Source organism: Acidicapsa acidisoli, from assembly GCF_025685625.1.
GTDB lineage: Bacteria > Acidobacteriota > Terriglobia > Terriglobales > Acidobacteriaceae > Acidicapsa > Acidicapsa acidisoli.
Window position 1 is genome coordinate 1 of sequence record NZ_JAGSYI010000007.1, and the last position, 25,042, is coordinate 25,042.

Genomic DNA, 25,042 nt, shown 5'->3' on the forward strand with positions numbered 1-25,042 from the left:
AGAGGCCAAAGCGTTTCTACTGGAGACACTACGCAATGGCCCTGTACCGTCGAAAGAACTTCTTGAGCACGCTCGCGAGACTCGCGACATCAAACGCGACACTTTGATTCGTGCTCAAAAGGCTCTCTCAATTACCCCTCGCAAGCTCGCCATGAATGGTGGATGGGTTTGGGAATTGCCGGTTGCTTTCAAGCTGCCTTGACTGGCTCAATGACTTCCCAATCCTCTGCTTCGATCTCGTACCAGCTTAGATCGTAAGCAGACGGCTCGCCTTTGTAGGCACTGACAACCAAAGCGTCGCCTTGAACGAACATCACCGTTTCAGCATCCCATGTTTTAGCGCGTCGAACCTTAGCGCCTTGCCTCAATGCCATCGTCACACCATCAAATTTAGCCATTACTGATTCTCCTGATAAGTTAGAGTACGCCTGCGAAGTCAGACGCTCTCTAACTAATAGCACAGACTTATACCCTGATTGCACGCCTTGGATAGATATATTTTTCCGCTAGTTTCTTGCTCATTCTTCGCTGTAGTCTATGACCTACAAGGACTAGACATCTCGATTCGGTCCCTGTAGGCCATAGACTACGTGAGCAGTCCATCCGTTTCTTCGGCAGTCGGAAGGTCTGCATCCGCATCTTCGCAGAGGGAAGAAATGGACGAAGATACTGTATTAGTCTGTACATACATATATTCGATAAACAAAGGACTTAGCTTCCACATCTTCGGAGAGTCCACAAGATCGAAGATGGGGAAGATACGGATGAAAAAGGATAATACGGAAGATGCGTACCTTCATAGACAGAGAGGTGGGAAAAGCCGTCCGCATCGACACAACGCCAGCGCATAAAAAGAGGCTGCATCGTCAATCAACAATGCAGCCTAACAACCAATGGGTAGCTTAACTATCTAATCGTTGAATTGATGCGTCATGCTGCATCATGACGAAACGGCAACAACTTACCGCCTCGCTGTGTTTGCTCCAGAAAGTCACCCCATGCTTGCATCATTACCGCACGTGGTTCCAAATAGAGCGCGTGATTGTAAGCAGCACTGACGGCATTACGCGGTGCGTGTGCAAGCTGTAGTTCGATGTGCTCATGGTTGAATCCACGCTCGTGCAAGATGGTGGATGCGAGTCCACGAAAGCCGTGTCCGGTTTGCCTTCCCTTATATCCCATGCGATCCAAAGCAAACAGAATTGTGTTGTTGCTCATCGACTTGTTGGGATTGCGCTCACCTGGAAACAGCAATTCACAATCACCCGTCAACGACTTGAGCAATTCCAGAACTTCGATAGCTTGCGACGAAAGCGGAACGATGTGCGGTGTGTCCATCTTCATGCGTTCAGCAGGGATATTCCATCGCCCATTCTCAAGATCGAATTCCGACCATCGCGCTTCGATTAACTCGGTTGTGCGAACGAATGTCAGCGCCATAAGTTTGATTGCAAGCCGTGTCACTTGCGTCCCTCGGTAAACTTCGATTGCACGAAGCAACGCTGGAAGTTCATTGGCATCGACACGAGCAAGATTGACTTTCTTGGTTGGCTTCAAAACATCTGACGGCTTGAATTCAACAATCGGATTACGCTTTGCGAGTCCATGCGCAATGGCATAGCGGAATACCTGCCCAGTGGTCTGCAAGGCGCGTTTTGCCAAGTCTGCTGCGCCTCTCGCTTCGATTGCTTTCACCATCGCTACAAGTTCGGGCGGTTCGATTTCGCCGATTGGCCTTGAGCCAATATAGGGCAGCACATTGGCTTCCAAGCGCCTTCGTGTCGAGTCAATGTGTTGGGCGCTCTTGTCTTGCCGCCAATGGTTCATCCACAAGGCAGCAACGCTCTGGAATGAGCTTTCAGCGCAGGTCTGGATAGCGATCTTTTCGGCCTTCCGTACAGCCATTGGGTCCGATCCTGCCGCTAGTTGCCTTCGGGCAGCGGCATGACGGTCCCTGGCGACCGCTAGAGGCACTTCAGGGTACTTACCGAGCGCCATGAGCTTCTGAGCGCCATTGAATCGATATTTCCAACGCCAGAGCTTTCCACCAGAAGGCGTTACAAACAAGTGCAGACCTTTTGCATCGGGAATCCGGTAAGCCTTCTGTTTGGGATTGGCGTTACGAACCTTGACATCTGTGAGCGGCATGTTTCCTCCGGGAGTGTGCTCTGCGGAAAATACCACCACATCCGAGAACGCGTAGCACCGAAAGTACCACCTTAAAAAAGTGATTGCAAGGGGATGGCGGTGAACGCTGGCGGACGGAAGATCGAAAATAGCCTGTATTTACTGGATTTCTGTACGGTTCTCTAGCTTTTAAGAATGCTTAAAGCTCGTACAAATTGCGGGAATGGTGGGCAGTGAGGGACTCGAACCCCCGACATCCTGCTTGTAAGGCAGGCGCTCTAACCAACTGAGCTAACCGCCCGCTCTGGCACAGACTTGGGCATGTTAGCCCTCTCACAATCATACCAGCGAATTCCCAGAGCAGACGCGATACCGTTCGAATTGACAACGCCTCTCAAAAATAAGCATGGCTTCGATCAGCCTGGGTCTCCTGGCCAAGCCCATCAACAGTCCACCAACGGCCTAATTGATACACTCGACCGAGTGAAGAGACTCATCATCAACGCCGACGACTTCGGCCTCACCGCCGGCGTAAATCGCGCAATAACGGAACTGCACCGTCAAAAGGCACTGACCAGTGCAACTCTCATGGCTCGCGCTACAGCCACAGACGAAGCCGTTGCTATGGCGGACCCAAGCCTCGGAGTAGGCTGCCATGTAGTCCTTGTCGACGGACAATCCGTTCTGGCCCCGCGACGCGACCTCGTCCTGCTTGTCGATCCGGTAAGCACAGGAGGTCGCTTCAAACCGACGCTCCTCGGCCTTCTGCGTCTTCTGTATTTGCAACGTAAGTCCCGGTCATTTTCGAATCGCCGCCTTGAAGAAGAAATCCAGGCCGAAGCCGCCGCTCAAATCTCGCTCCTTCAAGGCCATGGCTTCAACCTGACCCATATCGACACACACAAACACACCCATATGTTCCCTCGCGTGTTGCGTCCCGTGCTCCGCGCAGCCCGAGCCGCGGGCATCCGCACCATCCGCAACCCCTTCGAGCCAGAATGGAGCATCCGCGCCACTCCCCGCGCGCCTTGGCTTCGTCGTATTCAAGTGCAACTTCTGCGGACCTTCGAGCCCATATTTCGCCGGATCGTAGCCGAAGAAGGCTTCGTCACCACAGACGGCGCGATCGGCGTCCTAGCCACCGGAACGCTCGATCCCGCCACACTTGCCTCCCTGCTCCGCGCCGTGCCGCATGGCACCTGGGAGCTCGTCACCCATCCCGGATACAACGACGCAGAACTCGCCCAAGCTGGCACCCGCCTGCTGGCCTCACGAGAGATCGAGCTAGCCGCTCTCAGCGCCGCATCCTTCGCGCCCGATATCGAACTCATCCACTTTGGCCACCTTATGCATCGCAACAGCAGTTGAGCCAGCATCCGTCCAACTAGCAGTCACCAGATCTTCGCAACATCGTCATGCACTTCTGGAATCTTCCCAGCCACTTCCACCGTCCTATCCAGCAGGCCTATGCGCATCGGAATCACGTGTTACCCAACCTACGGCGGCAGCGGTGTGGTCGCCACGGAACTCGGCATTGAACTGGCTGCTCTGGGCCACGAAGTCCACTTCATCAGCTATTCGCAGCCCTTCCGGCTCACCGGCCGCGAAACCGGCATCTTCTACCATGAAGTTCCAGTTTCGAACTATCCCCTCTTCGAATTCCCACCCTACGACCTGGCCTTGGCTTCGCGCATGGCCGAGGTGGCAGAATATTACCTCCTCGACCTTTTACACGTGCACTACGCCATCCCTCACTCCGTCAGTGCGCTGCTTGCCCGCCAGATGCTGGCCGAACGCGGCAAGCGCCTGCCCTTCGTCACCACCCTGCACGGCACCGACATCACCCTCGTCGGCATGGATCGCTCCTACCTGCCCATCACCCGCTACTCCATCCAGCAAAGCGACGGCGTCACCAGCATCTCGTCCTACCTGAAGGAAGTCACCCAAACCAACTTCGGCATCACCCGGCCCATCGAAGTCGTGCATAACTTCGTCAACTGCGATGTCTATCAGCCCATCGCTGATCTAGAAGCCCGGTCTAAAGCGCGCCGCCGCTACGCCGCCGACGACGAGTTTCTCCTCGTCCATCTCTCCAACTTCCGCCCCGTCAAGCGCGTCACCGATGTAATCCAGACCTTCGCCCAGATCGCCGACCAAATCCCCGCGCAGCTCATCCTCATCGGCGACGGACCCGACCGCTCCACTGCCGAATGGCTGGCGCACACACTCGAAATCCAGGATCGCGTCCACTTCCTCGGCAAGCAGGATCGCGTCAACGAACTCCTTCCGCTCGCCGACCTCATGCTCATGCCCAGCGAAATGGAGTCCTTCGGCCTCGCAGCCCTCGAAGCGATGGCCTGCCAGACGCCAGCTATCGCGACCCGCGTAGGCGGCGTGCCTGAACTCATCACCGATGGCGTCGATGGTCTGATCTTTGCCGTACGCGACGTCGACGCAATGGCCCAGGCCGCTATCGCGCTCCTCACCGACACCGAGCGCCACCAGGCAATGCGCAAAGCAGCTCGCAAAACCGCGCAGGACCGCTTCTGCTCCACGCGCATCGTGCCTCGCTATGTCGAGTTCTACGAGTCGCTCGTCGCACGCACCTGAACCTGAGAGCGGCTTTCAGCGACATTGCCGCCAAACTCCGCCACATTCGCCGGAAGCTCAATCGAAACCAGCGTTCCCCGGCCAGGCCGCGAAACCACAGTGAACCTCGCGCGATTGCCATACAGCACTTCAAGCCGTTCGCGCACATTTTTCATGCCAATTCCTGCGCCTTGACGCTCGAGCGTCGTCGGTGGGTTGAGAACAATCCCAACACCATCATCCTCGACCTCCACCACCACGCTGTCGCCCTGCATCCGGCTGCGAATCGTGATCGTGCCGCCGTGAATGCGCGGCTCAAGGCCATGTTTGATGCTGTTCTCGATCAGCGGCTGCAACAGAATGCTCGGCACCAGCACATCCAGCGTCCGCTCATCCAACTCCTTCACTACGCGCAGCTTCTCCACGCCGAAGCGCACAACTTCGATATCCAGATAGTCGTCGGTAAAGCTAAGCTCCTCGCGCAACAACACATATGTCCCGTGGTCCTTGAGCATCGCCCGCAGCAGGTTTGCCAGCTTTACGATCATCTCCCGGGCCAGATCCGGGCGAAACCGCACCAGTGAAGCAATCGAATTCAGCGTATTGAAGAGAAAATGCGGATTGATCTGCCGCTGCAGCGCATCGAGGCGCGCTTCGAGAACCAGCCGCTTCTGCTCCTCAAGCTTCAGCTCGATTCGCAACGCGTTCCACACCTTGAGCATGATTCCAACCACGACCGGCGCGCACAGCCACACTAGAACCTGCAACAGGTTGGACTCCGAATCCAGCGCAAACAGCCGATGCGGATACTCGCTCGACAGCCACACATGGACCACCTCCATGCCGGTAATCAGCACCAGGAGCAGAATCTGCCGGTCGAACTTCGGCTTCCGCAAATTGCGCCTAACCCATCGATAGATGCTTAAATCCACAAACGGCGTAAACGACCAGATCTCCTCTTTTTCGACCCACGCGCCAAAGACTCCGCAAATGAGTCCCACCCCGCAAAGAATCGGAGCAGCCAGGTATTCATGCCGGATCTCTGCCGGAAGCGCCAGCACCACGGCGCTCAGCATTGCCCACCCCGGACCCAGCATCAGGCCCAGCAGAATCACCGTTTCAAACGAAATATCCGCAGCCTGAAAATTCGGCACATTCAACCGCACCCAAACCCCCAGGGTCAGCGGCACCAGAAAAAATGCCAGCAGGCTAAGAGTTTGCTTGGAACTTCGGTTCTCAGCAAAGAGAAGACGCTGAAAGGTGCGGGATCGGGCCAGCGCGCTCGCAACCGAGGCGGCCACGCCTAATTTCACCAGCAACGTAATGAGAATGAGTTTGTCGTCTACCACGCTTTCACTGTATCGCGCTCGATTGCATCCCGTTTCAGAATCCGTCATCCAATAGCTAGAACCGTGAGGCCGTAAAATAAGCTATGGGTTTTGACCGAGTCGTAAAAGTAGCCGATGCAGACTTCCCAACCCGCTGGGGACACTTCCGCATTCTGGGCTTTGAGGGCCATCTGGCCGAGCCACGTCCCTGCTGCGAAGAGTCTGCAAAGCATGGAAAGCGCATCGAAGGACTAGTCGCCCTCGTCCTGGGAGACATCCACTCCGCACCGCCGCTCGTGCGAATCCATTCCCAATGCCTCACAGGCGACGTCTTCGGCTCCCTGCGCTGCGACTGCCGTCTGCAATTGGAACTGGCTCTCAGTAAAATCAGCCAGGAAGGCGCGGGCATCCTGCTCTATGAGCAGCAAGAAGGCCGCGGCATCGGCCTCATGGCCAAGCTCCGCGCCTATGAACTCCAGGACCACGGCCGCGACACCGTCGAAGCCAACGAAGAACTCGGCTTCGCCGCCGACTGCCGCGAATTCGAGCTTCCCGCCGAAGTCCTGAAGCTCCTCGGCGTCTCAGCCGTGCGCCTGATCACCAACAACCCCGAAAAAGTAGCCGCTCTCGAAACCGGCGGCATCGAGGTAGTCGAGCGCGTCTCAGCCGAAGTAGTCCCGCAGGAATCCTTTGAAAAGTACCTCAAAACCAAGCACGAAAAGATGGGTCACATAGTCGAGTCCTTGGTCACCGAAGAACAGCCCGGTTAACACCCCAAAGGCGTATCGAGTAGTCCGGAGGGAGCCGGGGGCTTCAGCCCCCCGAATAAGTCTAATTTTGCTGAGCCTTTAGGCTCGGGCTCTTGCTTCATTCGCCCAACAGACCACAAGGCTTAAGCCACTCCTTTAGCACCCTCAAACACATCCACAAACTCCCGGTATCGCCTAGCCATTTCCGTCACAGCTTCTTCGCGCGTAATCTTCCCAGCCCGCATATTCACCAGCGGATCCCAGAAATCCGTCCGTCCCACCGCAAACCCGATAAATCCCGGAACCGCCGCAGCCGTCGTCAGCCATTCATGCACCTTCTTGTCATCCTCACCCCGGCCCAGGATGATGCAGCTCACATTGCCGCGCCCGCCCTGCCGCGCCGTAGCCACCATCTTCTCGCAGTCCTCGCGCCGGTCCAGCCCTTCAATCTTCCAGACATCCGGCTCCACGCCCGCCCGCTGCAACTCTTCAATTGCGCCAATCATCAATTGAGGCCGCAGCTCCCGGTCATAAGCCTTCTTGTCGCCCTTGAACTGCTCAAGCTGCTTCTTCTCCGCTGGAACCAGCAGCTCAAACATGAACAGGCTACGCGCCGCGCCTTGCAGATAATCCGAAAGCCGCTTCAACCGCGCCGCCTGCTCCCGATTCAGATCAGCATCGCCGCCCGGGTTGTAACGCACCAGCACCTTGCAGAACGTCGGCTTGAAAGCCTCAATATGCGCCGCAAAATCCTCGCCGTACTCAAAATCGAACTCCGGCTGACCGCTCTTCTCAGCAGCCATGGCAAAGTGAAACCCCAGTGCCGCGGCATCTCGAAGAATCGCCGCCCCAAACTGCTCATCCACCAGAATTCCGGCCTTGTCCTTGTCAACGCCATCCCCAACAGCCTTTTGAAAGCCGTCAAAAATCACCCGCTTGGCTGCGGCAATCTCCGCCGTCTGTTCCGGCGTAAGGTCACCCTTCCAGCCAAACATGCCGGTCTCAAACGATCCGCGATGGTCAAAAGGAAGAATATAAAGTGGCTTGGTAAATCCGCGAGGTGTCATATTGTCTCCAGAGACTGCTCTGATTCATTCCCTGTATCAGATGCAACCCGCAGACATTCTGTTCGCACAATTCTCCAGGAGAATTCACCACACCGGCAGCACTCCGGACACAAATCTACGCTCGCAGCGCCACCAGCACCTTCGCCGTCGTCACCGCCTGACCAACATGCCGCTGCGTGTGGTCGGCAACATGAATCAGCGCCCCGCCGATGCTGGTCGGCAATTGCTTCCGTCCCACCCCGCGAAAGGTATTGAAATCCGCCGTAGCCAGCGCCCGCACCCGCTCCGCCGCATTGCTGAAGGAGGCTTCCACCCCAGCCAGCAACTCCGCCAAAGTCTCATCTCCCACCTGCTCCGACTTCAGCGTAGCCAACTGCTCAGCCGTCAACTGATTCCCTTCCGCATAACTCAGAATCCGGTCCACGCTACCCGCAATATGGCGCAAATGAAACGCCAGCGAAGAAAGCTCCAGCGGCCGCGAGTGTACCTCGGCATCCGTCAGCCCCGAGGTCCACTTCGTCAGGTCATCCAGCCCAAGCTCCAGCGCATGCAAAACAGCCCGCCCCACCGCCGGAACATCCGTATGCGTTCCACGCAGCCATGGCTCTATATAAGGAACAGTTGCAGGCGAAGTACTCATGCGAATCTCATCCTCAAAAACTACAGCTACGTCGTGCTTTTCACCCGCACAACCGTGATCTTGCTGAACCCCTCATCAAACGCCGGCGGCTTCAGCCGTTCAGCCATCTTGTGCATCACGTCATCGCCCACTGGCCGGTCGCGCCTACGGTTCCGCTCCAGACAAACCTCCAGCGGCACATCGAAGAAGACCGCCTGCACCTCATACCCAAAGCTCATCGCCATCTTGATCCACTGGCGGCGCTCATGCGGAGAAAGATTCGTCGCATCGACATAATTCCACGGCATCCGCGCAATCAGCCGCGCACGCAGCAGCGACCGCAGCGTCGAAAACACCAGTCCCTGATACCGCTGCTCCGTGATGTCGTCGAACAGGATCGTCCGCAGCATATCGCTCGACAGCGGCGTCACCCCGCGCCTCTTGAACCAGGTCGTCTTTCCCGAACCCGGCAGCCCGATCGTCAACACAACAAATCCCTTGGGATCTTGCGGCGTCCGTCCAGCCGCCTCGTTCTCCTGCGGCGGCAGCGACGGCATATCCGGCTGCGTCTCCATCTCCAACCGCCCGGTACCAGGGTCTTCTTCCGAATAAGACGGTGCAGCAGGAGCATGGCGTTGAACATGCGGTCTCGCCACTGGCCTAGCTTCCGAACGGGCTTCGGGCCTAGCCTCGGGCTTCCCCGTGCCACTCTGCGCAGAGGCTTGCCGGACAGGCAAATCTTCCGGGTAAGTCGGCACCAGCGGACGCGGCTGGTTCGCCGGCAATTCGTGACCGATCTTTCCGGTCGACTCAGAAATATTGGGCTCTCGTTTTGAACGTCTTCTCATGCTTTAATTCCCGATTATCACACCCATGGCTATCATACTTAGCCCATGCACTTCAAATTGTGCATATCTATGTACCCCATCTTTCCCCGTCTGCCTGACCCTGTACCGCCCGTCACAGGTTTCAGTCTGAAAAAGGACCAAACTAAACCTGCGTTTTCGTTTTGTTCTTGTTGACAGGAGTGTTAGTCTGATGGGTTTGGTGAAAGGCCGCGCCGGGCGCCGAAACTGCTGAAACCAAACATCTGGAGGCCCTACAGTCCAGGCAACTGTCGTTTGATTCTGTATTTTTGAAAGAAAAAACACATCGCAGGTCCTTTAAGGAGAGATAAACATGGCAGTCAAGGTTGGAATTAACGGCTTCGGCCGCATCGGCCGTAACGTGTTCCGTGCAGCTTTGGGGAACCCCGAAATCGACTTCGTCGCAGTTAACGACCTCACCAGTCCCGCAATCCTAGCTCATCTTCTCAAGTACGACTCCATCCTCGGCAACATCGAAAACGAAGTCGTCGCCGGCGAAGACTTCATCTCAGTCGACGGCAAAAAGATCAAGGTCTACGCCGAGCGCGACCCCGCCAAGCTCGATTGGGCCTCCACCGGCGCACAGATCGTCGTCGAGTCCACCGGCCATTTCACCGATGCCACCAAGGCCAAGGCCCACCTCGGCGAGACCGTGAAGAAGGTCATCATCTCCGCCCCGGCAAGCAATGAAGACGTCACGCTGGTTCTCGGAGTCAACGACAGCAAGTACGATCCGGCCGCACACCACGTCATCTCCAACGCGAGCTGCACGACGAACTGCCTCGCACCGGTCGTCAAGGTCATCCTCGAAACCACCGGCCTCGTCTCCGGCGTCATGACCACCATCCACAGCTACACCAACGATCAGGTCATCCTCGACTTCCCGCACAAGGACCTGCGCCGCGCCCGCGCCGCCGCCATCAACATGATCCCCAGCTCGACCGGCGCCGCCAAGGCCCTCAAGCTCGTCCTACCCGAAACCGCCGGAAAATTGGACGGCTTCGCCATCCGCGTCCCAACCCCCAACGTCTCCATTGTTGACCTCACCTACGTCGCCGAAAAGCCAACCGACGTCGCTACGCTCAACGCCGCCTTCAAGGCCGCCTCACAGGGCGCGCTCAAGGGCATTCTCGGCTACGAAGAAAACGAGCTCGTCAGCTCCGACTTCAAGGGCAACGCGCTCTCCTCGATCGTCGACGCAAAGCTGACCAAGGTAGTCGGCAACAGTGTCAAGGTGCTCAGCTGGTATGACAACGAGTGGGGCTACTCCAACCGCGTGGTCGACCTGATCGGCTTCCTCGTCTCCAAGGGCCTCTAATCTTCCAGGCGCGGCGAGAGCCGCGCCTCAGTTCTCTGCTTCCAGGTGGCTTAACCATGCGTCAAGTTCACGAGGTCGTGCGTCTGAGTCGTAGTGTCGGAGGTGTTCCCAAAGGAACCTCGGGCACGATTATGATGACCATGCCCGACGAAACGTCGTGCTGCCTTGTAGAATTTCCAGACCCTGAAGGGAAAGAGATAATTCTGGTCTCCATCCGTGAAGACGATTTGGAGAAAGCCGAGTTCCTACCCACTCCGGAAGACCTTCGCCTCTGGTCCAAGGGCTGGGAAATTAAGAATGACTGAGATTTGATAATGCGCCAAAACATTCCGGGCACATCCCCATACGAGCCAATCATCGGCTTTTCCCGCGCCGTCCGCGCAGGTAACTCCATCTACATCTCAGGAACCGGCCCCGTAGGCGCCGACGATCTGGATGTAGAAGCACAAACCCGCCAGATCTTCAAAATCGCCGCCGAGATCCTCGAGCGCGCCGGTTCCTCTCTCAGCGATGTCGTCCGCACCCGCATGTATCTCACTCACGCGGAAGACTGGGAAATCGTCGGTCGCGTCCACGGTGAGTTATTTCGAGACGTCCGCCCCGCAGCCACGATGGTCGTTGTGGCTCAGCTCCTCAATCCCAAATGGCGCGTGGAAATCGAACTGGATGCCGTCATGCAATCGGCCCCGATTTCCCCCAGCGCAGAAGGCAAGTGATTCCCATGCCCAAACTCTCCAAACTTTCGATCCGCGATCTCGACCTCAACAACAAGCACGTCTTCATTCGCGTAGACTTCAACGTCCCCCTCACCGAAGACGGCTCCGCCATCACCGACGACACCCGCATCCGCGCCACTCTGCCCACCATTGAGTACGCCATTCGCAACCATGCCAAAGTGATCCTCGCCTCGCACCTCGGCCGTCCCAAGGGCAAGCCCAATCCGAAATACTCGCTGCGCCCCGTCGTCGACCGCCTCCGCGAACTCCTCAATCACGAGCACGGCCACGACACCAGCCTCAATCTGAACGTCGCCTTTTCGCCCGACTGCATCGGAGAAATCGCCACCGAACTGTCCAGACAGCTCGAATCCGGCCAGATTCTCCTGCTCGAAAATCTGCGCTTCCATGCCGAGGAAGAAGCCAACGACCCGGACTTCAGCCGCGCCCTCGCCTCGCTCGCCGAAATCTACGTCAACGACGCCTTCGGCTCCGCCCATCGCGCTCACGCCTCCACCGAAGGCATCACTCATTTCCTCAAGCCAGCCGCAGCCGGCCTGCTCATGGAAAAGGAGCTGACCTACCTCGGCAAAGCCCTCGAATCGCCCGAGAAACCCTTCGTCGCGATCATCGGCGGCTCCAAGATCTCCGGCAAGATCGACGTCATCGACAACCTCCTCGACAAAGTCGACACCCTGGTCATCGTCGGCGGCATGGCCTACACCTTCCGGCGCGCCCTCGGCGTCACCACCGGTAAATCCCTTGTAGAAGAAGATAAGATCGACGTCGCAAAAGAAGCCCTAGCCAAAGCCGAAAAGAACGGCGTCAAGCTCGTCCTGCCCGTAGACAACATCCTCGCCGACGACTTCGCCCCCGACGCCAAGACCCAACCCTGGGATTCGTCCGTCAACTTCCCCGCCGACTGGCAGGGCCTGGACATCGGCCCCAAGACCGTAGCGCAGATCACCGAGATCGTCTCCCAGGCCAAGACCATTCTCTGGAACGGCCCCGCAGGCGTCTTCGAATTCCCAGCCTTCGCCGTCGGCACCAACGCCATCGCCGAAGCCGTCGCAGCCAACACAGCAGCCATCAGCATCATCGGCGGCGGCGACAGCGTCTCAGCCATCAACCAGGCCGGAGTAGCCGACAAAATCACCCACATCAGCACTGGCGGCGGCGCCAGCCTGGAGTTCCTGGAAGGCAAGAAACTCCCCGGCGTAGAAGCCTTAACGGATAAGTAATCCCGGACCATCGAGTCAATCGCCTGTGACGTTGGCGTAGTAGCCAAGTAGCGGCAAAACGTGTCCCATCCTGTCCATAGCCAGGATGGGACGCTTCTTAGGGGACAAGCGAGATAACATAACTCGCATGAACATGGACTCGACAAAGCTAGTAGCCATCTATGGCGCCCTGGTATCCACGTTTGCCGTCGGATGGAACGTGTATAGGGACTTCCATGACCGGGCGCGGCTCAAGCTGTCGACAATGCTGGGCCATCCATTCAAAAACGGAGATCGGATGAGCATCATCTCAAGCTCGTTTGCGGTGGAGCGATGGCCTGAACGATTCAGAGACAAAGCTCCTAGTCTCTTTCTAACAATTACAAATATTGGGAAACGGCCCGTAATCGTCGAAAGTTGGGCCATTCGCACCGATAGAAGAAAAACTGGGAATGACAATTTCATTTTTCCGCTCACTGTCCTTCCAAAAGCCTTAAAGGAAGGGGAATACGCGGTGGAGCACACAAACGACTTATCCCTTCTTAAGGACGGTGCAACAAAGATTTATGCGTGGGACACGACCGGCAAGAAATGGTCATTGCCTCGCCGCGCACTTCGCGAGCTTCAGAGGGAGGTTCGGAACATCAAGATCGAAGAATGATGCATAGAGCCAACGACGCCGGTTCCGTGCTTTAGAATCCGGTTTCCCATTATAATCAAGGCTGTGGAGATCACGTTCGACCCGGCAAAGAATGAACGCAATCTCCGCTTGCGCGGAATCAGCTTTGAAAGAGTCGCCGAATTCGATTTCAACTCGGCAACCTTCGACGAAGACAAACGCAAGGACTACGGCGAGATTCGGACACGAGCTCTCGGATACATTGGAGACACGCTTCACGCGCTCGTTTTCACTCTCCGAGATGGCAAAATTCGTGTAATCAGTCTTCGAAAAGCTAATCGAAAGGAGCGAGATCGATATGCAAAAGCGAGATCTTGAAAATCCGAACGTCGAAGCTCCAGACCCCGAATTGATCGACGAAGAAAACCCGGAATGGACGGACGAAATGTTTGCGCGCGCTGTTCCCTTCACCGGCCTGCCAAAAGAGCTGCAAGAACTCCTCTCTCAGCCGAAGACCATTAAACCAGACGCAGAAGACGAGCCCGCTCACCATCCCGCAGCATGAAACGCCAAACCTCGACTCCTCAAGCCCCGTATTCAGGGACAGGATCGTAACGTGAGCACGCCCAAGACAATCCAGCGATTCTCAAGCCACGCCGAGCAAAAGGCCGAGATCAACCGCTACTGGCAAAGCCGCACGCCGGGCGAGCGGTTCATCGCAGTCTGGGAAGCCACAGCCGCCGCCTACGCCTTCAAAGGAATCCGCTACGACGCCACCCGAAGATCTCCGGTAACTCTCACTCGCGTTCAACGAACAAAGGGTTAGACTCCTGCAAGTCGGCCTTCGGTCTCCACAACTCACTCTGTAAGAACTCCTGCAACTCACATCCCACCCACCCGCAGCACGCCAGTGTAAAATCGCTCCGAGTCAAAAAAGCCTCCGGAACCCACCCCAAACCGAGGCTGGCGGAAAGGGCGACAAAATGACGACCGCAATACTGATCCCCAACGCAGAGCGAGTAAAAGCCGCATGCGACCAGTTCGACCACGACAACGAACTGGTCGAACAAACCCTTGAAGAACTCTTCCGTCAGTATCCGGCCAACAGTGACCCTCGCCATGTGCTGCTCAAGGTAGTCGGAGTCAACTCCCTCTACCACACCTGCATCTTCGCCCTCGACGTAGTCGCCCGTCACATCCACGAGCATCACAAGGAAATCGACGCCGCCCTCGCCGCCGGTTCGCCCGAAATTGTCGAAAAAATCGCAAGAGTCAAGGTCAAAGGCAAGATCTATAACTTCTTCTCATTCGCAACCAAATACTGCAGTTGGCAGAACCCAACCGCCTTCCCTATCTATGACGCCCACGTCGATCATTGCCTCTGGACCCTGCAACACCACAACCACTTCGCATCGTTTCTTCATCCCGATCTATGGAATTACCCTAAGTTTCTAAAAATTATGGCCGAATTTCGCACCTTCCACGGCCTCAACGACTTCACATTCAAGGAAATCGATAAGTTCCTCTATCTAGAAGGCGCACCGAAAGCGGCCGCATTCCCCGACGGACCACACTCCGCAGTCGGAGCCTTTGATTTCTACCCCACCGAAGAGCTAACCTCCTGACCAACAAAAAGCAAACTCAGTCTAAGGCGTCAAGCTTCTATCTCAGACGACTTATCCATCTCGATAACTCTTGTAACGCGAAAACTATTCCATGCCCTAACTCGCGGCCCGCCATCCCGGCTGTGCTGTTCGTCACTCAACCCAAGCAAATTCTTCTACTAGAATTGATCCCGAGGAACCCGACCGATCATGTCCCGTAAAGCCCTCATCGCCGCCAACTGGAAGATGTATAAGACCCCAGCCGAAGCCAAAGCCTTTGTAGACGCATTCCTCCCGCTCGTCGCCGGCCACGACCGCGACGACATCGCGCTCTTTCCGTCGGTAACTTCCCTCGCCACCGTCGTCGAAGCAGTCAAAGGCTCGAAAGTAGCCGCAGGCCTCCAAAACATGCACTTCGCCGAAGAAGGCGCCTACACCGGCGAAACCTCCGCCGTCATGCTCAAGGCGGTCGGCGCGACCCACACCCTCATCGGCCACTCCGAACGCCGCCAGTACTTCAACGAAACCGACGAAGTCGTCAACAAGAAGCTGCACACCGCGCTCAAGCACGGCATCGTCCCGGTCGTCTGCATCGGCGAACTCCTGCATGACCGCGAAGCAGGCCTAACGGCAGACGTGCTCGTCAGGCAGCTCAAGGGCGCGCTCGCTGGCGTCACCGCCGAAGCCGCTCACTCTCTCGTCATCGCCTACGAGCCCTGCTGGGCCATCGGAACAGGCAAGACCGCAACCCCGAAAATGGCTGTCGAGGCTCACGCCATCGTACGCGCCGAACTTGCCAATCTCCTCGGCGCAGAAGTCGCCAAAGCTACGCGCATCCTCTACGGCGGCTCCGTCAAACCCGAGAACGCCAAGGACCTGTGCTGCGAAGAGGAAATCGACGGCGCACTCGTCGGCGGAGCCAGCCTCAAACCCGACTCCTTTGCAGCCATCGTCAAGTATTAGTCGCGGTCTCTATCATTCAGGCCGCTCCGGCGGCCTCACCAGCAACTGTCCATCCCGGACAACCGCCTCAAAGATCGGCACTCGCGCCGTAGGATTGTGCAGCGCAGCGCCCGTCTTCACGTCAAAGGCCCACCCATGGTACGGACAGACCACTCTTCCGTCTTCCACCATCCCCTGACCCAGCGGACCCTCATTATGCGGGCAGACATTGCTCATCACCGCAATCTCGCCATTCACCCGGGCCACGCACAATGCACCGTCAGCCATCTCACAAACCTCGCCCTCGCGGGGTAACTCCGCCTCGGCGCAGATTCGAACCAATTCCGGCATCCTCAATTGCTCCTTCCTCAGCATCCATACTAGCCCGAAGCCCCCTGATTTAACCCAGCTCTAAGCCAGCCCGCCAACCAACCGCGATACCATGGAGTTGAACCTCAACCGTTCTACCGCCAAAGATCCCCGACAAATGCCCCGCGCCAAATCATCCCGTCCCACACAAACACCACCGTCAAAACCTCGCAGCCCTCATCCGCCGCAAGCTTCATCCGCATTTGAAAAAGCGATGCGTGATCTGCAACACTCCCCCGGCGCATTTCCCAATGTTTCAGCTCGATGGCTTCTCGCAGCCGCCGGAATCGCCGTCCTGGGCGCAATCTTCTGCGCCTGGCTAACACTTTGCCTGCTCTATTGGCAAGGAAGCTGGCAGCTCCTCTACCACCCAAAATCTACTATGATCCGCACCCCGGCATCCGTCGGAATAGCTTTCGAGCCAGTTCACTTCGCCGCCACCGAAACCGGCACCACCCGCCTGACTGGCTGGTGGATTCCCAATCAAAACTCCCGCTTCACCGTCCTCTATCTCCACGGCTCCGACGGCAACCTGAGCGACTCCGTAGACCCTCTGGCCGCACTCCATCGGCAAAACCTGGCAGTCTTCGCAATCGACTTTCGAGGCTACGGCCAAAGCCAGTCAATCCATGACACGGGTCACCCCGGCGAAAAACAGCTTCGCCAGGACACAGAATGGGCGCTGACCTGGCTCACCCTGACGCGCAACATCCCGGCGAAAAGCATCGTTGTCTTTGGTTCCTGCCTGGGCGCAAACCTCGCCGCCGAACTCGCCGCCGACCACAGCGAACTCGCAGGAGTCATTCTCGACCAGCCAATTCAGAACCCGATGGCCCCAGTCTTCAACGATTCGCGCAGCAGACTAGTTCCTGCCCACTGGCTCGTGCACGACAGATTCGACCTAAGCACAGCGGCACTCTCGCTGCGAGTCCCATCTCTCTGGCTCATGGCCAAACAACAAGACCAGACACCCGCAGCGTACCAGGCCGTCCCAGCCAACAAAACGGCAGTCTGGCTAATCCCACCCACAACCGCCGACGCCCATTTCGCAGAAGCCCTGCAACGCTGGCTAGACGATCTGCAAAACCAGCTAAACCCGATCCCAGGCATCAATCCGCTAACTCGCTAACCTGCTAACTTGCCAACTCGCTAGCCAGCAATCGACCGCTCAATCAGCCGCGTAGTCGAGTGTCCCTCGACAATCGGCACAATCGCCACCTTGCCGCCCCACGACTTCACTTCCTTCGCGCCAACCACGGTGTCCTCGTTGTAATCGCCGCCCTTCACGATCACATCAGGCCTCGCAGCCAGAATCACCTCCAGCGGCGTCGCTTCGCCAAAAATCACCACAGCATCCACAGCCGCCAGCGCAGCCAGCACCCGCGCCCGATCGTTCTCGCTCACCACCGGCCGGCTAGGCCCCTTCAGGCACGAAACGGAAGCATCACTGTTGATCGCCACAATCAGCCTGTCACCCAGCCGCCGCGACTGCTCCAGCACAGTGATATGCCCCACATGCAGCAGGTCAAAACATCCGTTGGTAAACACCACCCGCTCGCCGCTCGCCCGCCAGACCGCCACCCGGCGCATCAGCTCCTCGCGCGTCAGTACCTTGTCCTCGGCATGAAGCGCAATATCCGGTGCAAGCGCCGCCAGCAACTCATGCTTCTCCACCGGAACCGTCCCAACCTTGCCCACGACAATACCAGCCGCAATATTGGCCAGTTGCACCGAGGGCTCAATCCCCAGCCCGGACGCCAGACAAAGCGCCAGCACCGCGATCACCGTGTCTCCCGCACCCGAGACATCGAAGACCTGCCGCGCCACAGCGGGCGCCACAAACCGATTGCCCGGCCGAATCACCGCAATCCCCTTCTCGCTCAGCGTCGCCGTGAGATATTCCAGATCAAATTCCCCGACCATTCGCTCGCCAGCCGCAAGCATCGCCTCAAGATTGTGAACATCCTCCCGCGAAGCAACTGAAAGCTCCTGCAGATTCGGGCAAATCGTCGTCGCGCCCCTATACCGGCTGAAATCCGCCGTCTTGGGGTCTACCAGCACTGGAATCCCCAGCTTCCGCGCCTCGGCAATCACCGCCTGGCATAGCTTCGGCTCCAGCACGCCCTTTGCATAATCGGAAAGCACCACCGCATGGCAGCTTGGCAGTTCCTGCCGCACCCGCGCCAGCAGGCGTTCATGTTCCCCATCGGCCCGCTTACCCAGATTCTCGCTATCCAGCCGCAGCATCTGTTGGCGTCCGCCCACAATGCGCGTCTTGGTAACCGTAGGAAATCCCTCGCACGCCACAAAGGCCGGATCGATCCCGTGTACCCGAAGACCGGAAGTAAGCAGCTCTTCATCCGCATCGCCGCCGGTAAAGCCCACAAGAACCACGCCTGCGCCCAGCTTGGCCAGGTTCATCGCCACATTCGCCGCGCCGCCCGGCTGTTCGCTCTGGTGCGTTGCGCGAACCACCGGCACCGGCGCCTCAGGCGAAATCCGCCCCACATCTCCCCAGATGTACTTGTCCAGCATCACATCGCCGAGCACCAGCAGCCGCTTTGCCGGCCACTCCTGCTCAATCTTATGGATCACTTCGTGCAGTTGCTCGATCAACGAACACCTGCTTCCCCGGATATGATCTGAGACAAAATCTCAGGCTCACCGTGGCTTTGCGAAGCAATCCAATCCAACTCAAGCCAGTCGCAAATCATGTGCCCAGCCAGAATATGCGCCTCCTGAATGCGCGCCGTATCCCGCGAACCCACAGCAAACAGATGATCTGCGAGGGCACCCATCCTGCCGCCGCCCTCGCCAGTGAAAGCCACCGTCGTCACCCCATGCAATCGTGCCGCTTCCAGCGCAGCCACCACATTCCGGCTGTTGCCCGAAGTCGAAATTCCCACCAGCACGTCTCCCGGCCTGGCCATCGCTTCTACCTGCCGCGAAAACACAGCCTCATAGCCGTAATCGTTCGCCACCGAAGTCAGAATCGAAGTATCCGTGGTCAGCGCAATCGAAGGAAGTCCACGCCGCTCCCGGCGAAATCGCCCCACAATCTCCGCAGCCAGATGCTGCGAATCACCCGCGCTCCCGCCATTGCCGCACCACAATATCTGATTCCCGCGATGCAGCGCCGCAGCCATTGCCCGCGCAATCCCCTCAAGCAACTCCTGCTGCTCTTTCACACCATGTATCACTGCCAGATGCTCGACAATAGCCTTGCCGAAAACCGTCTCTCGATCCGGATGGTTTGCCATGCGCTCCTTTGCCATGCGATCCGTTGAAAACAAAACAAGATGCTCGAACCTCACTCACTCCGGCCCGTCATCAACTTATTGCTATCATAGCCGGGTGAAGATCGAGCCAAAAGACCCTCTGCAAGCCAGCACTCAAAACAGCACAGAAACCACACAATCCCGCCCCACTCTGCGCACCGTCTTTCTCGATCGCGACGGCGTAATCAATCGGAAAATGCCCGAAGGCCAGTACGTCACAAGCTGGCAACATTTCGACCTTCTGCCCGGCGTGCCCGAGGCCATCGCCCGTCTCAATCAAGCCGGCCTCCGCGTGCTGGTCGTCACCAATCAGCGCGGCGTCGCCCTCGGCCTCTACACCGCGGCAGACGTAGACGCCATGCACACCAAACTCCAGCGTGTCTTATCTGTATCCGACGCACACGTGGACGGCTTCTACTTCTGCCCGCACGACAAGCACCAATGCAACTGCCGCAAACCACTGCCCGGTCTATTCGAACAGGCAAAGAAGCAATTTCCCGAGATCGAACCAGCCACCAGCCTCGTCATCGGCGATTCCCTCTCCGACATCGAATTCGGCCACAACCTCGGCCTCCAGACCATTTTCCTCGAAGGCGACGAATCCCACCGACAGCACCAGAAACCCGGCGCATCAAAAGCCGCCGACCTGGCCGACCGACGCTTCCCATCCCTGCCCGACGCAGTGGATTACCTGCTGGCCTAAGCCGCAACGCCTATTCGCCAATCGCCGCCAGCGTCGCGTAAGTCTCCGTAATCCCGGCCTCAAGCTCAGTCATCGGGCCGTCATATCCAATCGCCCGAAGCGCCGTCAGATCAGCCTCCGTAAAGTGCTGATACCGCCCTTCCAGATCCGCCGGAAACGGAATGTACTCGATCGGGCACTCGCCATGCACCGTCATCAGCGACTTCGCCACATCATTAAACGTCCGGCTCTTGCCCGAACCCGCGTTCGCCAGTCCCCGATACACCTTTGCATTCTCCCCCGCCTTGGGAGCATACGGCCCAATCTGCGCAAAGAACATATTCAGCCGAGCCAGATCGCGGACATACACAAAGTCCCGCCGCTGCTCTCCGTCAGCATAGCCGCCTGTACCGGCAAACAGCCGCACCTTGCCGGTTTCCTTCATCTGCTTTGTAAAGTGATGAATCACTGAAGCCATGCGTCCCTTATGCTGCTCACGCGGCCCATACACATTGAAGTAGCGCAACCCCACAGCCGTGATCGGAACCCGTCCCAGCGTCAATTCATTGCGAAAATAATGATCGAAAACCAGCTTCGAATACCCGTAAATATTCAGCGGACGCTCATTCTCAAGCGTCAGCGTAAACCGCCCCGGCCCGCTCAACCCATAGACCGCCGCCGTCGAAGCAAACACCAGCGGCGCGTTCCGCTCAATGGCAAAGCGCAGCACTTCCTTCGTGTACTCGAAGTTGTTATCCAGCATGTACACGCCGTCGTCTTCCAGCGTGTTCGAGCAGGCTCCCTGATGCAGAATCGCCTCGACCTTCCCAACCCCAAGGGTGCCTTCCCCAATGGCCCGCCGGAACTCGCGCTTGTCCATATAGTCGACGTAGCGCGCTCCATGCAGGTTGGTAAACTTCCTGGCATTGGCGAAGTTATCCACGATCAGGATGTCGGTGATGCCGTGCGCGTTCAACTCGTGCACAAGATTGCTTCCGATAAATCCCGCTCCGCCGGTAACGATGTACATGTATGAAACTTCTCCTCAGAAAAATGGGGGATGTAGACACCAACTGCCGGAGTAACGTTAAAGATCCGGCAAATTACGTTCAAAGTCCGACGATCTACATTAAAAATTGGACAACCTGCGTTGCGAATTGGACAGTGAATGTTGCCCATCCCGACAAGCGCATCCGCCTTACTAGTCTCGTAAAACCACCAATTTGGGATCAAGTACGGCCGCGACTGCTTCCGCCATCTCCTCCACCGTGATCGAAGTCAGGCACTTCCTGCCCTCGACAATGCAGGTCTCGAGATTGCATCCAAAGCAATTGACCTTATGGTAAATGACTCGATGTTGCAGACCGGCCGGATACCAAACCCCCGGCAGCCCACGCGCAGAAAATGCAATCACGCAAGGCACCCCAGCGCAAGCCGCCAGATGCATTGGCCCCGAGTCCGGACCAAGAAAAACATTTGCTCCCTCGAAAACAGCCGCAGTCTCTCGCGGACTCAGCCGTCCACATAGATTCACTTTGGGCCCGGGCCAGTCCCGCGCGACATACTCGCTAATCTCGGCATCTTCCTTCGCGCCAATCAGCGCCAACCCGAAGCCGGGATAGCCCACCGCAAGCTTCGTCAAAAGTGCACGCCAGTTCTCCTGTCCCCAATCCTTGGCCTGCATCTTGGTGCCCGGCCCGCAGACGATAAGCGGTCTGTCCGCCAACTCGCCCAACGCAAAGCGCGCAGCATCTTTTTCCGCCGCAGTAAGCCGCAGACTCCAGTTCTCAAGTCTCTCCGGTGCTGCGTCGCCCAGAACCCGCACCGTCCGCCCCAGCCGAACAGCCTCAGCCTGGAACATCCCCGTCGCCTGGTCCTGAATACGAACCAGCTCCTCCTCCGCAGGCACGCCCACAATGCGCTTCACCCCGCCTGCCAGCCGGAAGAACCAGCGATCCCGCCGCGCCGCCTTCGCGCTTCGCACTGGCATCAGATACACCAGCACATCCGGTGCAAAACGGCGAATCTCGCCAGCCAGCCGCAGCAGCTCCGAGGGGCTGCGAGTGCCAATGGTGTAACGCATATATCCATGCACCAGCCCTGACTCGCCCAGCACAGCAGCCGAAGCGGGAGCCTTCGCATGTACAGGGAAATTCGTCAGCAGAATTCGCCTGGAGTTGGGATACGCCCGTTCAATCAGGTGAAAGCACGGCAGCGCGACCGTCGTGTCGCCAAGGCTGCCAAGTCTGTAAATAAGAACTCGCTGAACCGAAGTGTCTGGCTGCAAAAGGAGTGTCTCCCGAGTCAGTGCGCTGCGGTGAACCGGAGCAGGTTGCGGTCCCGCTCCGAATTGAAATCAAGCAATCTCAGGGACTCGCACATTAAAATGCCCGCAACTCCAGAATCGTTCGCAGAATATCCTCCGGCTGCGGCAGAATCGCGTCTTCTAGCTCCGGCTGATAGGCCACAAAGCTGTCCATCGCCGCCACGCGCTTCACCGGCGCATCGAGATCTTCAAAAAGCTCGTCAGCGATGCGTGCGGCAATCTCCGCGCCATAACCCCAGCTCTTCATGTCCTCGTAAGCCACAATCACCCGACTGGTCTTCCTGACCGACGCGACAATCGCTTCCCAGTCATACGGACTCAGCGTGCGCAGATCGATCACTTCCGTCTGAACGCCGTGTTCCCGCTCCGCTTTTTGCGCCGCCTGCAACGCTCGCGGCACCAGCGCACCATAGGTCACAATCGTCACGTCCGTTCCTGAGCGCGCAATCGCCGCCTTGCCGAACGGCACCATGTACTCCGGCCCCGGATAAGGAGCGCGCCCGTAAGGCTCGCGATAAAGCCGCTTATGCTCCAGAAATAGCACCGGATCGTCGCAGCGAATCGCCGTGCGCAGCAAGCCGTTGGCGTCGAGAGCATTCGATGGAAACACCACCCGCAGCCCCGGAATATGCGTAAAAATCGACTCACCGCTCTGCGAGTGATAGATCGAACCGCCCGTCAGATAGCCGCCAATCGGCACACGAATCACTACCGGCGCGCGGAAAGCTCCATTCGACCGCCAGCGCATCAGCGCCAGCTCATTCCGGATCTGGTGGACCGCTGGCCAGATGTAGTCGAAGAACTGAATCTCAACCACCGGCTTCAACCCACGAACCGCATACCCGACCGCCCGTCCGACGATATTCGCCTCAGCCAATGGCGAATTGAACACGCGCGTCGAGCCAAATTCCGTCTGCAACCCCGCGGTCAGTCCGAAAACCCCACCCTTGCCCTTGGCTTCTTTGAGAGCATCCGCGCGCGTAGCGTCGGCCACGTCTTCGCCATACACGAGAATGCGTGGATCGCGTCGCATCTCATCGCGCAGGCAAAGATTGATCAGGTCGGCCATCGTCCGTTCGGAATCCGGTTCGCCCGCCTTGATCTTTTTAGGCTCTGTCGCCAGTTCCGAGCGCGTCGGGTCAAAATCTTCCGAGTAAATATGCCTGCGAATGCTCGAAATCTCAGGGATCGGCGCAGCGACTGCACGAACCGCAGCAGCCGCCACATGTTCGTCAATCTGCTGCTCCAGCGCATTCAGTTCGCTGGTGCTCAGAATGCCCTCCCGCAGGAGGCGCATCTGGAGCTTGTGCAGCGGATCGCGCATCGCGTCGGCTGCTCGCTCCTCATGGAGACGGTATTTCTTGTCATCGTCCGAGAAGGAATGCGAGTAAACCCGCACGCAATGTCCATGCACAAAGGCTGGCCCCTTGCCCGCGCGACAGTGTTCTACGGCAGCCGCAAATGCGTGATAACTGGCCTCCGGATCGGTCCCGTCGACCTCGGCAAAATAGAAATTCGGGAAATTCGCCACCAGCTTCGAGATATTCCCGCCCGGCGTGTTCACTTCGACCGGAACTGATATCGCGTAGCCGTTGTCTTCCACGCAGAAGATGACCGGAAGCTTCTGATTCGAGGCCGTATTCAGCGCCTCCCAGAACTCGCCCTGCGACGTCGCTCCCTCGCCGATGCACGTCAGCACCACCTCGTCGGACTCGAACCGGACGTCGTGAAATGCCCGGTAATCAGCCCCGCCGGTCTCTTGACCAGCCGGTTTTGCCGCTGCGTCCGGAAAGCGGGAGTAGTAAAGGCCGGCCTCCGCCACGCCAACCGCGTGGAGCGCCTGCGTAGCCGTAGAAGAAGAAGTACTGACGATGTGCAGCGCCGGGCTGCTCCAGTGAGCAGGCATCTGCCGTCCGCCGCTGGCCGGATCGTCCGCCGCTCCAACAGCCTGCAGCAGCATCTCCTCGGCTGTCACGCCCAGCGTCAGGCACAACGCCCGATCCCGATAATACGGAACAAACCAGTCGTAGCCGGGGCGAAGCGCCAACCCCGCCGCAACCTGCAATGCCTCATGCCCAGCAGCGGAAATCTGAAAGAAAATCTTCTGCTGCCGCTTGAGCATGATCTCCCGGTCGTCGATCCGACGCGAGGCGTACATCAGCCGGTAAAACTCGACCAGTTGGCTCGCAGTCAGCGGCGCCAGATCGCCCTCCGATGCAGTGGTGGTTCCGTTTGCAGAGCCGGAAATTGCGGTCTTCGGAGAACCCGAGGCCTTCCCTGAAACTACTTCCCCTGTCCTCAAAGCAACACGAGCCATCTTCGCAACCTCCCCGTCAATCCTATCCAAGACCCTGCCCAACCGGCCTGTCTCCCCCAAACCTAACCCTTGTCGATTGTATCAACCCCACCGATCCTGACAATGGTGTCCGCAATCACACCCATTCCCCCCTCCCTCCGTCGCGGCATATTGACGATTGAATTGTCGCCGTGTTTCTATTCGTCGTACCGTGATGACCGGATTGGACCCGGGATCTAAGGCGAATAAATTCTGTAGACGCCCGATTCCAAACCCCAACATCTGACGGTAAGACTAGGCGGAACCAGTTTCTTAAACTTTCAGGAG

At 57.8% G+C, this 25,042-nt stretch carries 28 protein-coding genes and 1 tRNA gene; 16 read left to right on the top strand and 13 right to left on the bottom strand.

Features of this window, described 5'->3' with window-relative positions; translation table 11 throughout:
• On the top strand, positions 1-202 hold a 202-nt coding region (locus tag OHL23_RS27465), incomplete at its 5' end, for a hypothetical protein (RefSeq protein ID WP_263355284.1).
• Here OHL23_RS27465 and OHL23_RS27470 read toward each other — a convergent pair.
• The 3 genes from OHL23_RS27470 to OHL23_RS27485 form a co-directional block, all read right to left on the bottom strand.
• On the bottom strand, positions 189-398 hold the full coding sequence (locus tag OHL23_RS27470; RefSeq protein ID WP_263355286.1) for a hypothetical protein: 210 nt from the start codon (positions 396-398) through the stop codon (positions 189-191). The two genes, OHL23_RS27465 and OHL23_RS27470, sit on opposite strands and share 14 nt — an antisense overlap.
• A gap of 532 nt (positions 399-930) precedes the next feature.
• Positions 931-2,148, bottom strand: coding sequence for a tyrosine-type recombinase/integrase (locus OHL23_RS27475; protein ID WP_396127436.1), 1,218 nt, complete (start codon positions 2,146-2,148; stop codon positions 931-933).
• 203 nt (positions 2,149-2,351) lie between these two features.
• Positions 2,352-2,428: transfer RNA gene (locus OHL23_RS27485), tRNA-Val, on the bottom strand.
• Positions 2,429-2,610: 182 nt separating this feature from the next.
• On the opposite strand from OHL23_RS27485, the gene OHL23_RS27490 reads away from it, so the two are divergent.
• Both OHL23_RS27490 and bshA read left to right on the top strand, forming a co-directional pair.
• Positions 2,611-3,495, top strand: coding sequence for a ChbG/HpnK family deacetylase (locus OHL23_RS27490; protein WP_263355288.1), 885 nt, complete (start codon positions 2,611-2,613; stop codon positions 3,493-3,495).
• A 99-nt stretch (positions 3,496-3,594) separates the two neighbouring features.
• Entirely contained in the window at positions 3,595-4,737 is a 1,143-nt protein-coding gene (gene bshA, locus OHL23_RS27495; RefSeq protein WP_263355290.1) for an N-acetyl-alpha-D-glucosaminyl L-malate synthase BshA, read from the top strand.
• On the opposite strand, the gene OHL23_RS27500 is transcribed toward bshA, so the two are convergent.
• Positions 4,710-6,113 carry a sensor histidine kinase gene (locus OHL23_RS27500; protein ID WP_263355291.1) on the bottom strand — a complete coding sequence of 468 codons (1,404 nt, stop codon included), beginning with the start codon at positions 6,111-6,113 and terminating at the stop codon, positions 4,710-4,712. The two genes, bshA and OHL23_RS27500, sit on opposite strands and share 28 nt — an antisense overlap.
• A 35-nt stretch (positions 6,114-6,148) precedes the next feature.
• On the opposite strand from OHL23_RS27500, the gene ribA reads away from it, so the two are divergent.
• The gene (ribA, locus tag OHL23_RS27505) at positions 6,149-6,814 is read left to right on the top strand and encodes a GTP cyclohydrolase II (RefSeq protein WP_263355292.1); all 666 of its coding nucleotides are present in this window, start codon (positions 6,149-6,151) and stop codon (positions 6,812-6,814) included.
• A gap of 122 nt (positions 6,815-6,936) precedes the next feature.
• On the opposite strand, the gene OHL23_RS27510 is transcribed toward ribA, so the two are convergent.
• The 3 genes from OHL23_RS27510 to OHL23_RS27520 all read right to left on the bottom strand — a co-directional run bounded on the left by OHL23_RS27510 (position 6,937) and on the right by OHL23_RS27520 (position 9,327).
• Entirely contained in the window at positions 6,937-7,860 is a 924-nt protein-coding gene (locus OHL23_RS27510) for a DUF2090 domain-containing protein (protein WP_263355294.1), read from the bottom strand.
• A gap of 115 nt (positions 7,861-7,975) precedes the next feature.
• A complete protein-coding gene (locus OHL23_RS27515; protein WP_263355296.1) occupies positions 7,976-8,500 on the bottom strand; it encodes a DinB family protein in 525 nt (174 codons plus the stop codon).
• A gap of 26 nt (positions 8,501-8,526) precedes the next feature.
• Positions 8,527-9,327 carry an ATP-binding protein gene (locus OHL23_RS27520; RefSeq protein WP_263355297.1) on the bottom strand — a complete coding sequence of 267 codons (801 nt, stop codon included), beginning with the start codon at positions 9,325-9,327 and terminating at the stop codon, positions 8,527-8,529.
• Positions 9,328-9,658: 331 nt separating this feature from the next.
• Here OHL23_RS27520 and gap point away from each other — a divergent pair, with 331 nt between their 5' ends.
• The 10 genes from gap (at position 9,659) to tpiA (ending at position 15,785) form a co-directional block, all read left to right on the top strand.
• Positions 9,659-10,663 (top strand): type I glyceraldehyde-3-phosphate dehydrogenase, encoded by a 1,005-nt coding sequence (gene gap, locus OHL23_RS27525; RefSeq protein WP_263355299.1) that lies wholly within the window; start codon positions 9,659-9,661, stop codon positions 10,661-10,663.
• Positions 10,664-10,719: 56 nt separating this feature from the next.
• The gene (locus tag OHL23_RS27530; protein WP_263355301.1) at positions 10,720-10,968 is read left to right on the top strand and encodes a hypothetical protein; all 249 of its coding nucleotides are present in this window, start codon (positions 10,720-10,722) and stop codon (positions 10,966-10,968) included.
• Between the two features lie 9 nt (positions 10,969-10,977).
• Entirely contained in the window at positions 10,978-11,379 is a 402-nt protein-coding gene (locus OHL23_RS27535; protein ID WP_263355303.1) for a RidA family protein, read from the top strand.
• A gap of 5 nt (positions 11,380-11,384) precedes the next feature.
• On the top strand, positions 11,385-12,620 hold the full coding sequence (locus tag OHL23_RS27540; protein WP_263355304.1) for a phosphoglycerate kinase: 1,236 nt from the start codon (positions 11,385-11,387) through the stop codon (positions 12,618-12,620).
• Positions 12,621-12,897: 277 nt separating this feature from the next.
• Positions 12,898-13,260: a hypothetical protein gene (locus tag OHL23_RS27545; protein WP_263355305.1), complete on the top strand. Its 363-nt coding sequence runs from the start codon at positions 12,898-12,900 to the stop codon at positions 13,258-13,260.
• Positions 13,261-13,323: 63 nt separating this feature from the next.
• Positions 13,324-13,596: a BrnT family toxin gene (locus OHL23_RS29120; protein WP_396127437.1), complete on the top strand. Its 273-nt coding sequence runs from the start codon at positions 13,324-13,326 to the stop codon at positions 13,594-13,596.
• Positions 13,577-13,783: a hypothetical protein gene (locus tag OHL23_RS27550; protein WP_263355306.1), complete on the top strand. Its 207-nt coding sequence runs from the start codon at positions 13,577-13,579 to the stop codon at positions 13,781-13,783. Before OHL23_RS29120 ends, OHL23_RS27550 begins: the two co-directional genes overlap by 20 nt.
• A 51-nt stretch (positions 13,784-13,834) precedes the next feature.
• Complete coding sequence (locus tag OHL23_RS27555; protein ID WP_263355307.1) at positions 13,835-14,044, top strand: hypothetical protein; 210 nt, start codon at positions 13,835-13,837, stop codon at positions 14,042-14,044.
• Between the two features lie 157 nt (positions 14,045-14,201).
• Positions 14,202-14,843 (top strand): hypothetical protein, encoded by a 642-nt coding sequence (locus tag OHL23_RS27560; protein ID WP_263355308.1) that lies wholly within the window; start codon positions 14,202-14,204, stop codon positions 14,841-14,843.
• 189 nt (positions 14,844-15,032) lie between these two features.
• Positions 15,033-15,785: a triose-phosphate isomerase gene (gene tpiA / locus OHL23_RS27565; protein WP_263355309.1), complete on the top strand. Its 753-nt coding sequence runs from the start codon at positions 15,033-15,035 to the stop codon at positions 15,783-15,785.
• Between the two features lie 12 nt (positions 15,786-15,797).
• Here the strand turns inward: tpiA and OHL23_RS27570 are convergent, their stop codons facing one another.
• Positions 15,798-16,115, bottom strand: coding sequence for a Rieske (2Fe-2S) protein (locus OHL23_RS27570; protein WP_263355310.1), 318 nt, complete (start codon positions 16,113-16,115; stop codon positions 15,798-15,800).
• 232 nt (positions 16,116-16,347) lie between these two features.
• Here OHL23_RS27570 and OHL23_RS27575 point away from each other — a divergent pair, with 232 nt between their 5' ends.
• Positions 16,348-17,262, top strand: coding sequence for an alpha/beta hydrolase (locus tag OHL23_RS27575; protein ID WP_263355311.1), 915 nt, complete (start codon positions 16,348-16,350; stop codon positions 17,260-17,262).
• A 20-nt stretch (positions 17,263-17,282) separates the two neighbouring features.
• On the opposite strand, the gene hldE is transcribed toward OHL23_RS27575, so the two are convergent.
• Positions 17,283-18,749, bottom strand: coding sequence for a bifunctional D-glycero-beta-D-manno-heptose-7-phosphate kinase/D-glycero-beta-D-manno-heptose 1-phosphate adenylyltransferase HldE (hldE, locus tag OHL23_RS27580; RefSeq protein ID WP_263355312.1), 1,467 nt, complete (start codon positions 18,747-18,749; stop codon positions 17,283-17,285).
• Positions 18,746-19,393 (bottom strand): D-sedoheptulose-7-phosphate isomerase, encoded by a 648-nt coding sequence (locus OHL23_RS27585; RefSeq protein ID WP_263355313.1) that lies wholly within the window; start codon positions 19,391-19,393, stop codon positions 18,746-18,748. Before OHL23_RS27585 ends, hldE begins: the two co-directional genes overlap by 4 nt.
• A gap of 94 nt (positions 19,394-19,487) precedes the next feature.
• Between OHL23_RS27585 and OHL23_RS27590 the strand changes: the two genes are divergently transcribed.
• Positions 19,488-20,114 carry a D-glycero-alpha-D-manno-heptose-1,7-bisphosphate 7-phosphatase gene (locus OHL23_RS27590; RefSeq protein ID WP_263355314.1) on the top strand — a complete coding sequence of 209 codons (627 nt, stop codon included), beginning with the start codon at positions 19,488-19,490 and terminating at the stop codon, positions 20,112-20,114.
• 10 nt (positions 20,115-20,124) lie between these two features.
• On the opposite strand, the gene rfaD is transcribed toward OHL23_RS27590, so the two are convergent.
• The 3 genes from rfaD to OHL23_RS27605 all read right to left on the bottom strand — a co-directional run bounded on the left by rfaD (position 20,125) and on the right by OHL23_RS27605 (position 24,736).
• Positions 20,125-21,123 carry an ADP-glyceromanno-heptose 6-epimerase gene (rfaD, locus tag OHL23_RS27595; protein WP_263355315.1) on the bottom strand — a complete coding sequence of 333 codons (999 nt, stop codon included), beginning with the start codon at positions 21,121-21,123 and terminating at the stop codon, positions 20,125-20,127.
• Between the two features lie 171 nt (positions 21,124-21,294).
• Positions 21,295-22,380, bottom strand: coding sequence for a glycosyltransferase family 9 protein (locus tag OHL23_RS27600; RefSeq protein ID WP_263355316.1), 1,086 nt, complete (start codon positions 22,378-22,380; stop codon positions 21,295-21,297).
• 94 nt (positions 22,381-22,474) lie between these two features.
• Complete coding sequence (locus OHL23_RS27605; RefSeq protein WP_263355317.1) at positions 22,475-24,736, bottom strand: alpha-ketoacid dehydrogenase subunit alpha/beta; 2,262 nt, start codon at positions 24,734-24,736, stop codon at positions 22,475-22,477.
• Positions 24,737-25,042: the final 306 nt, after the last annotated feature.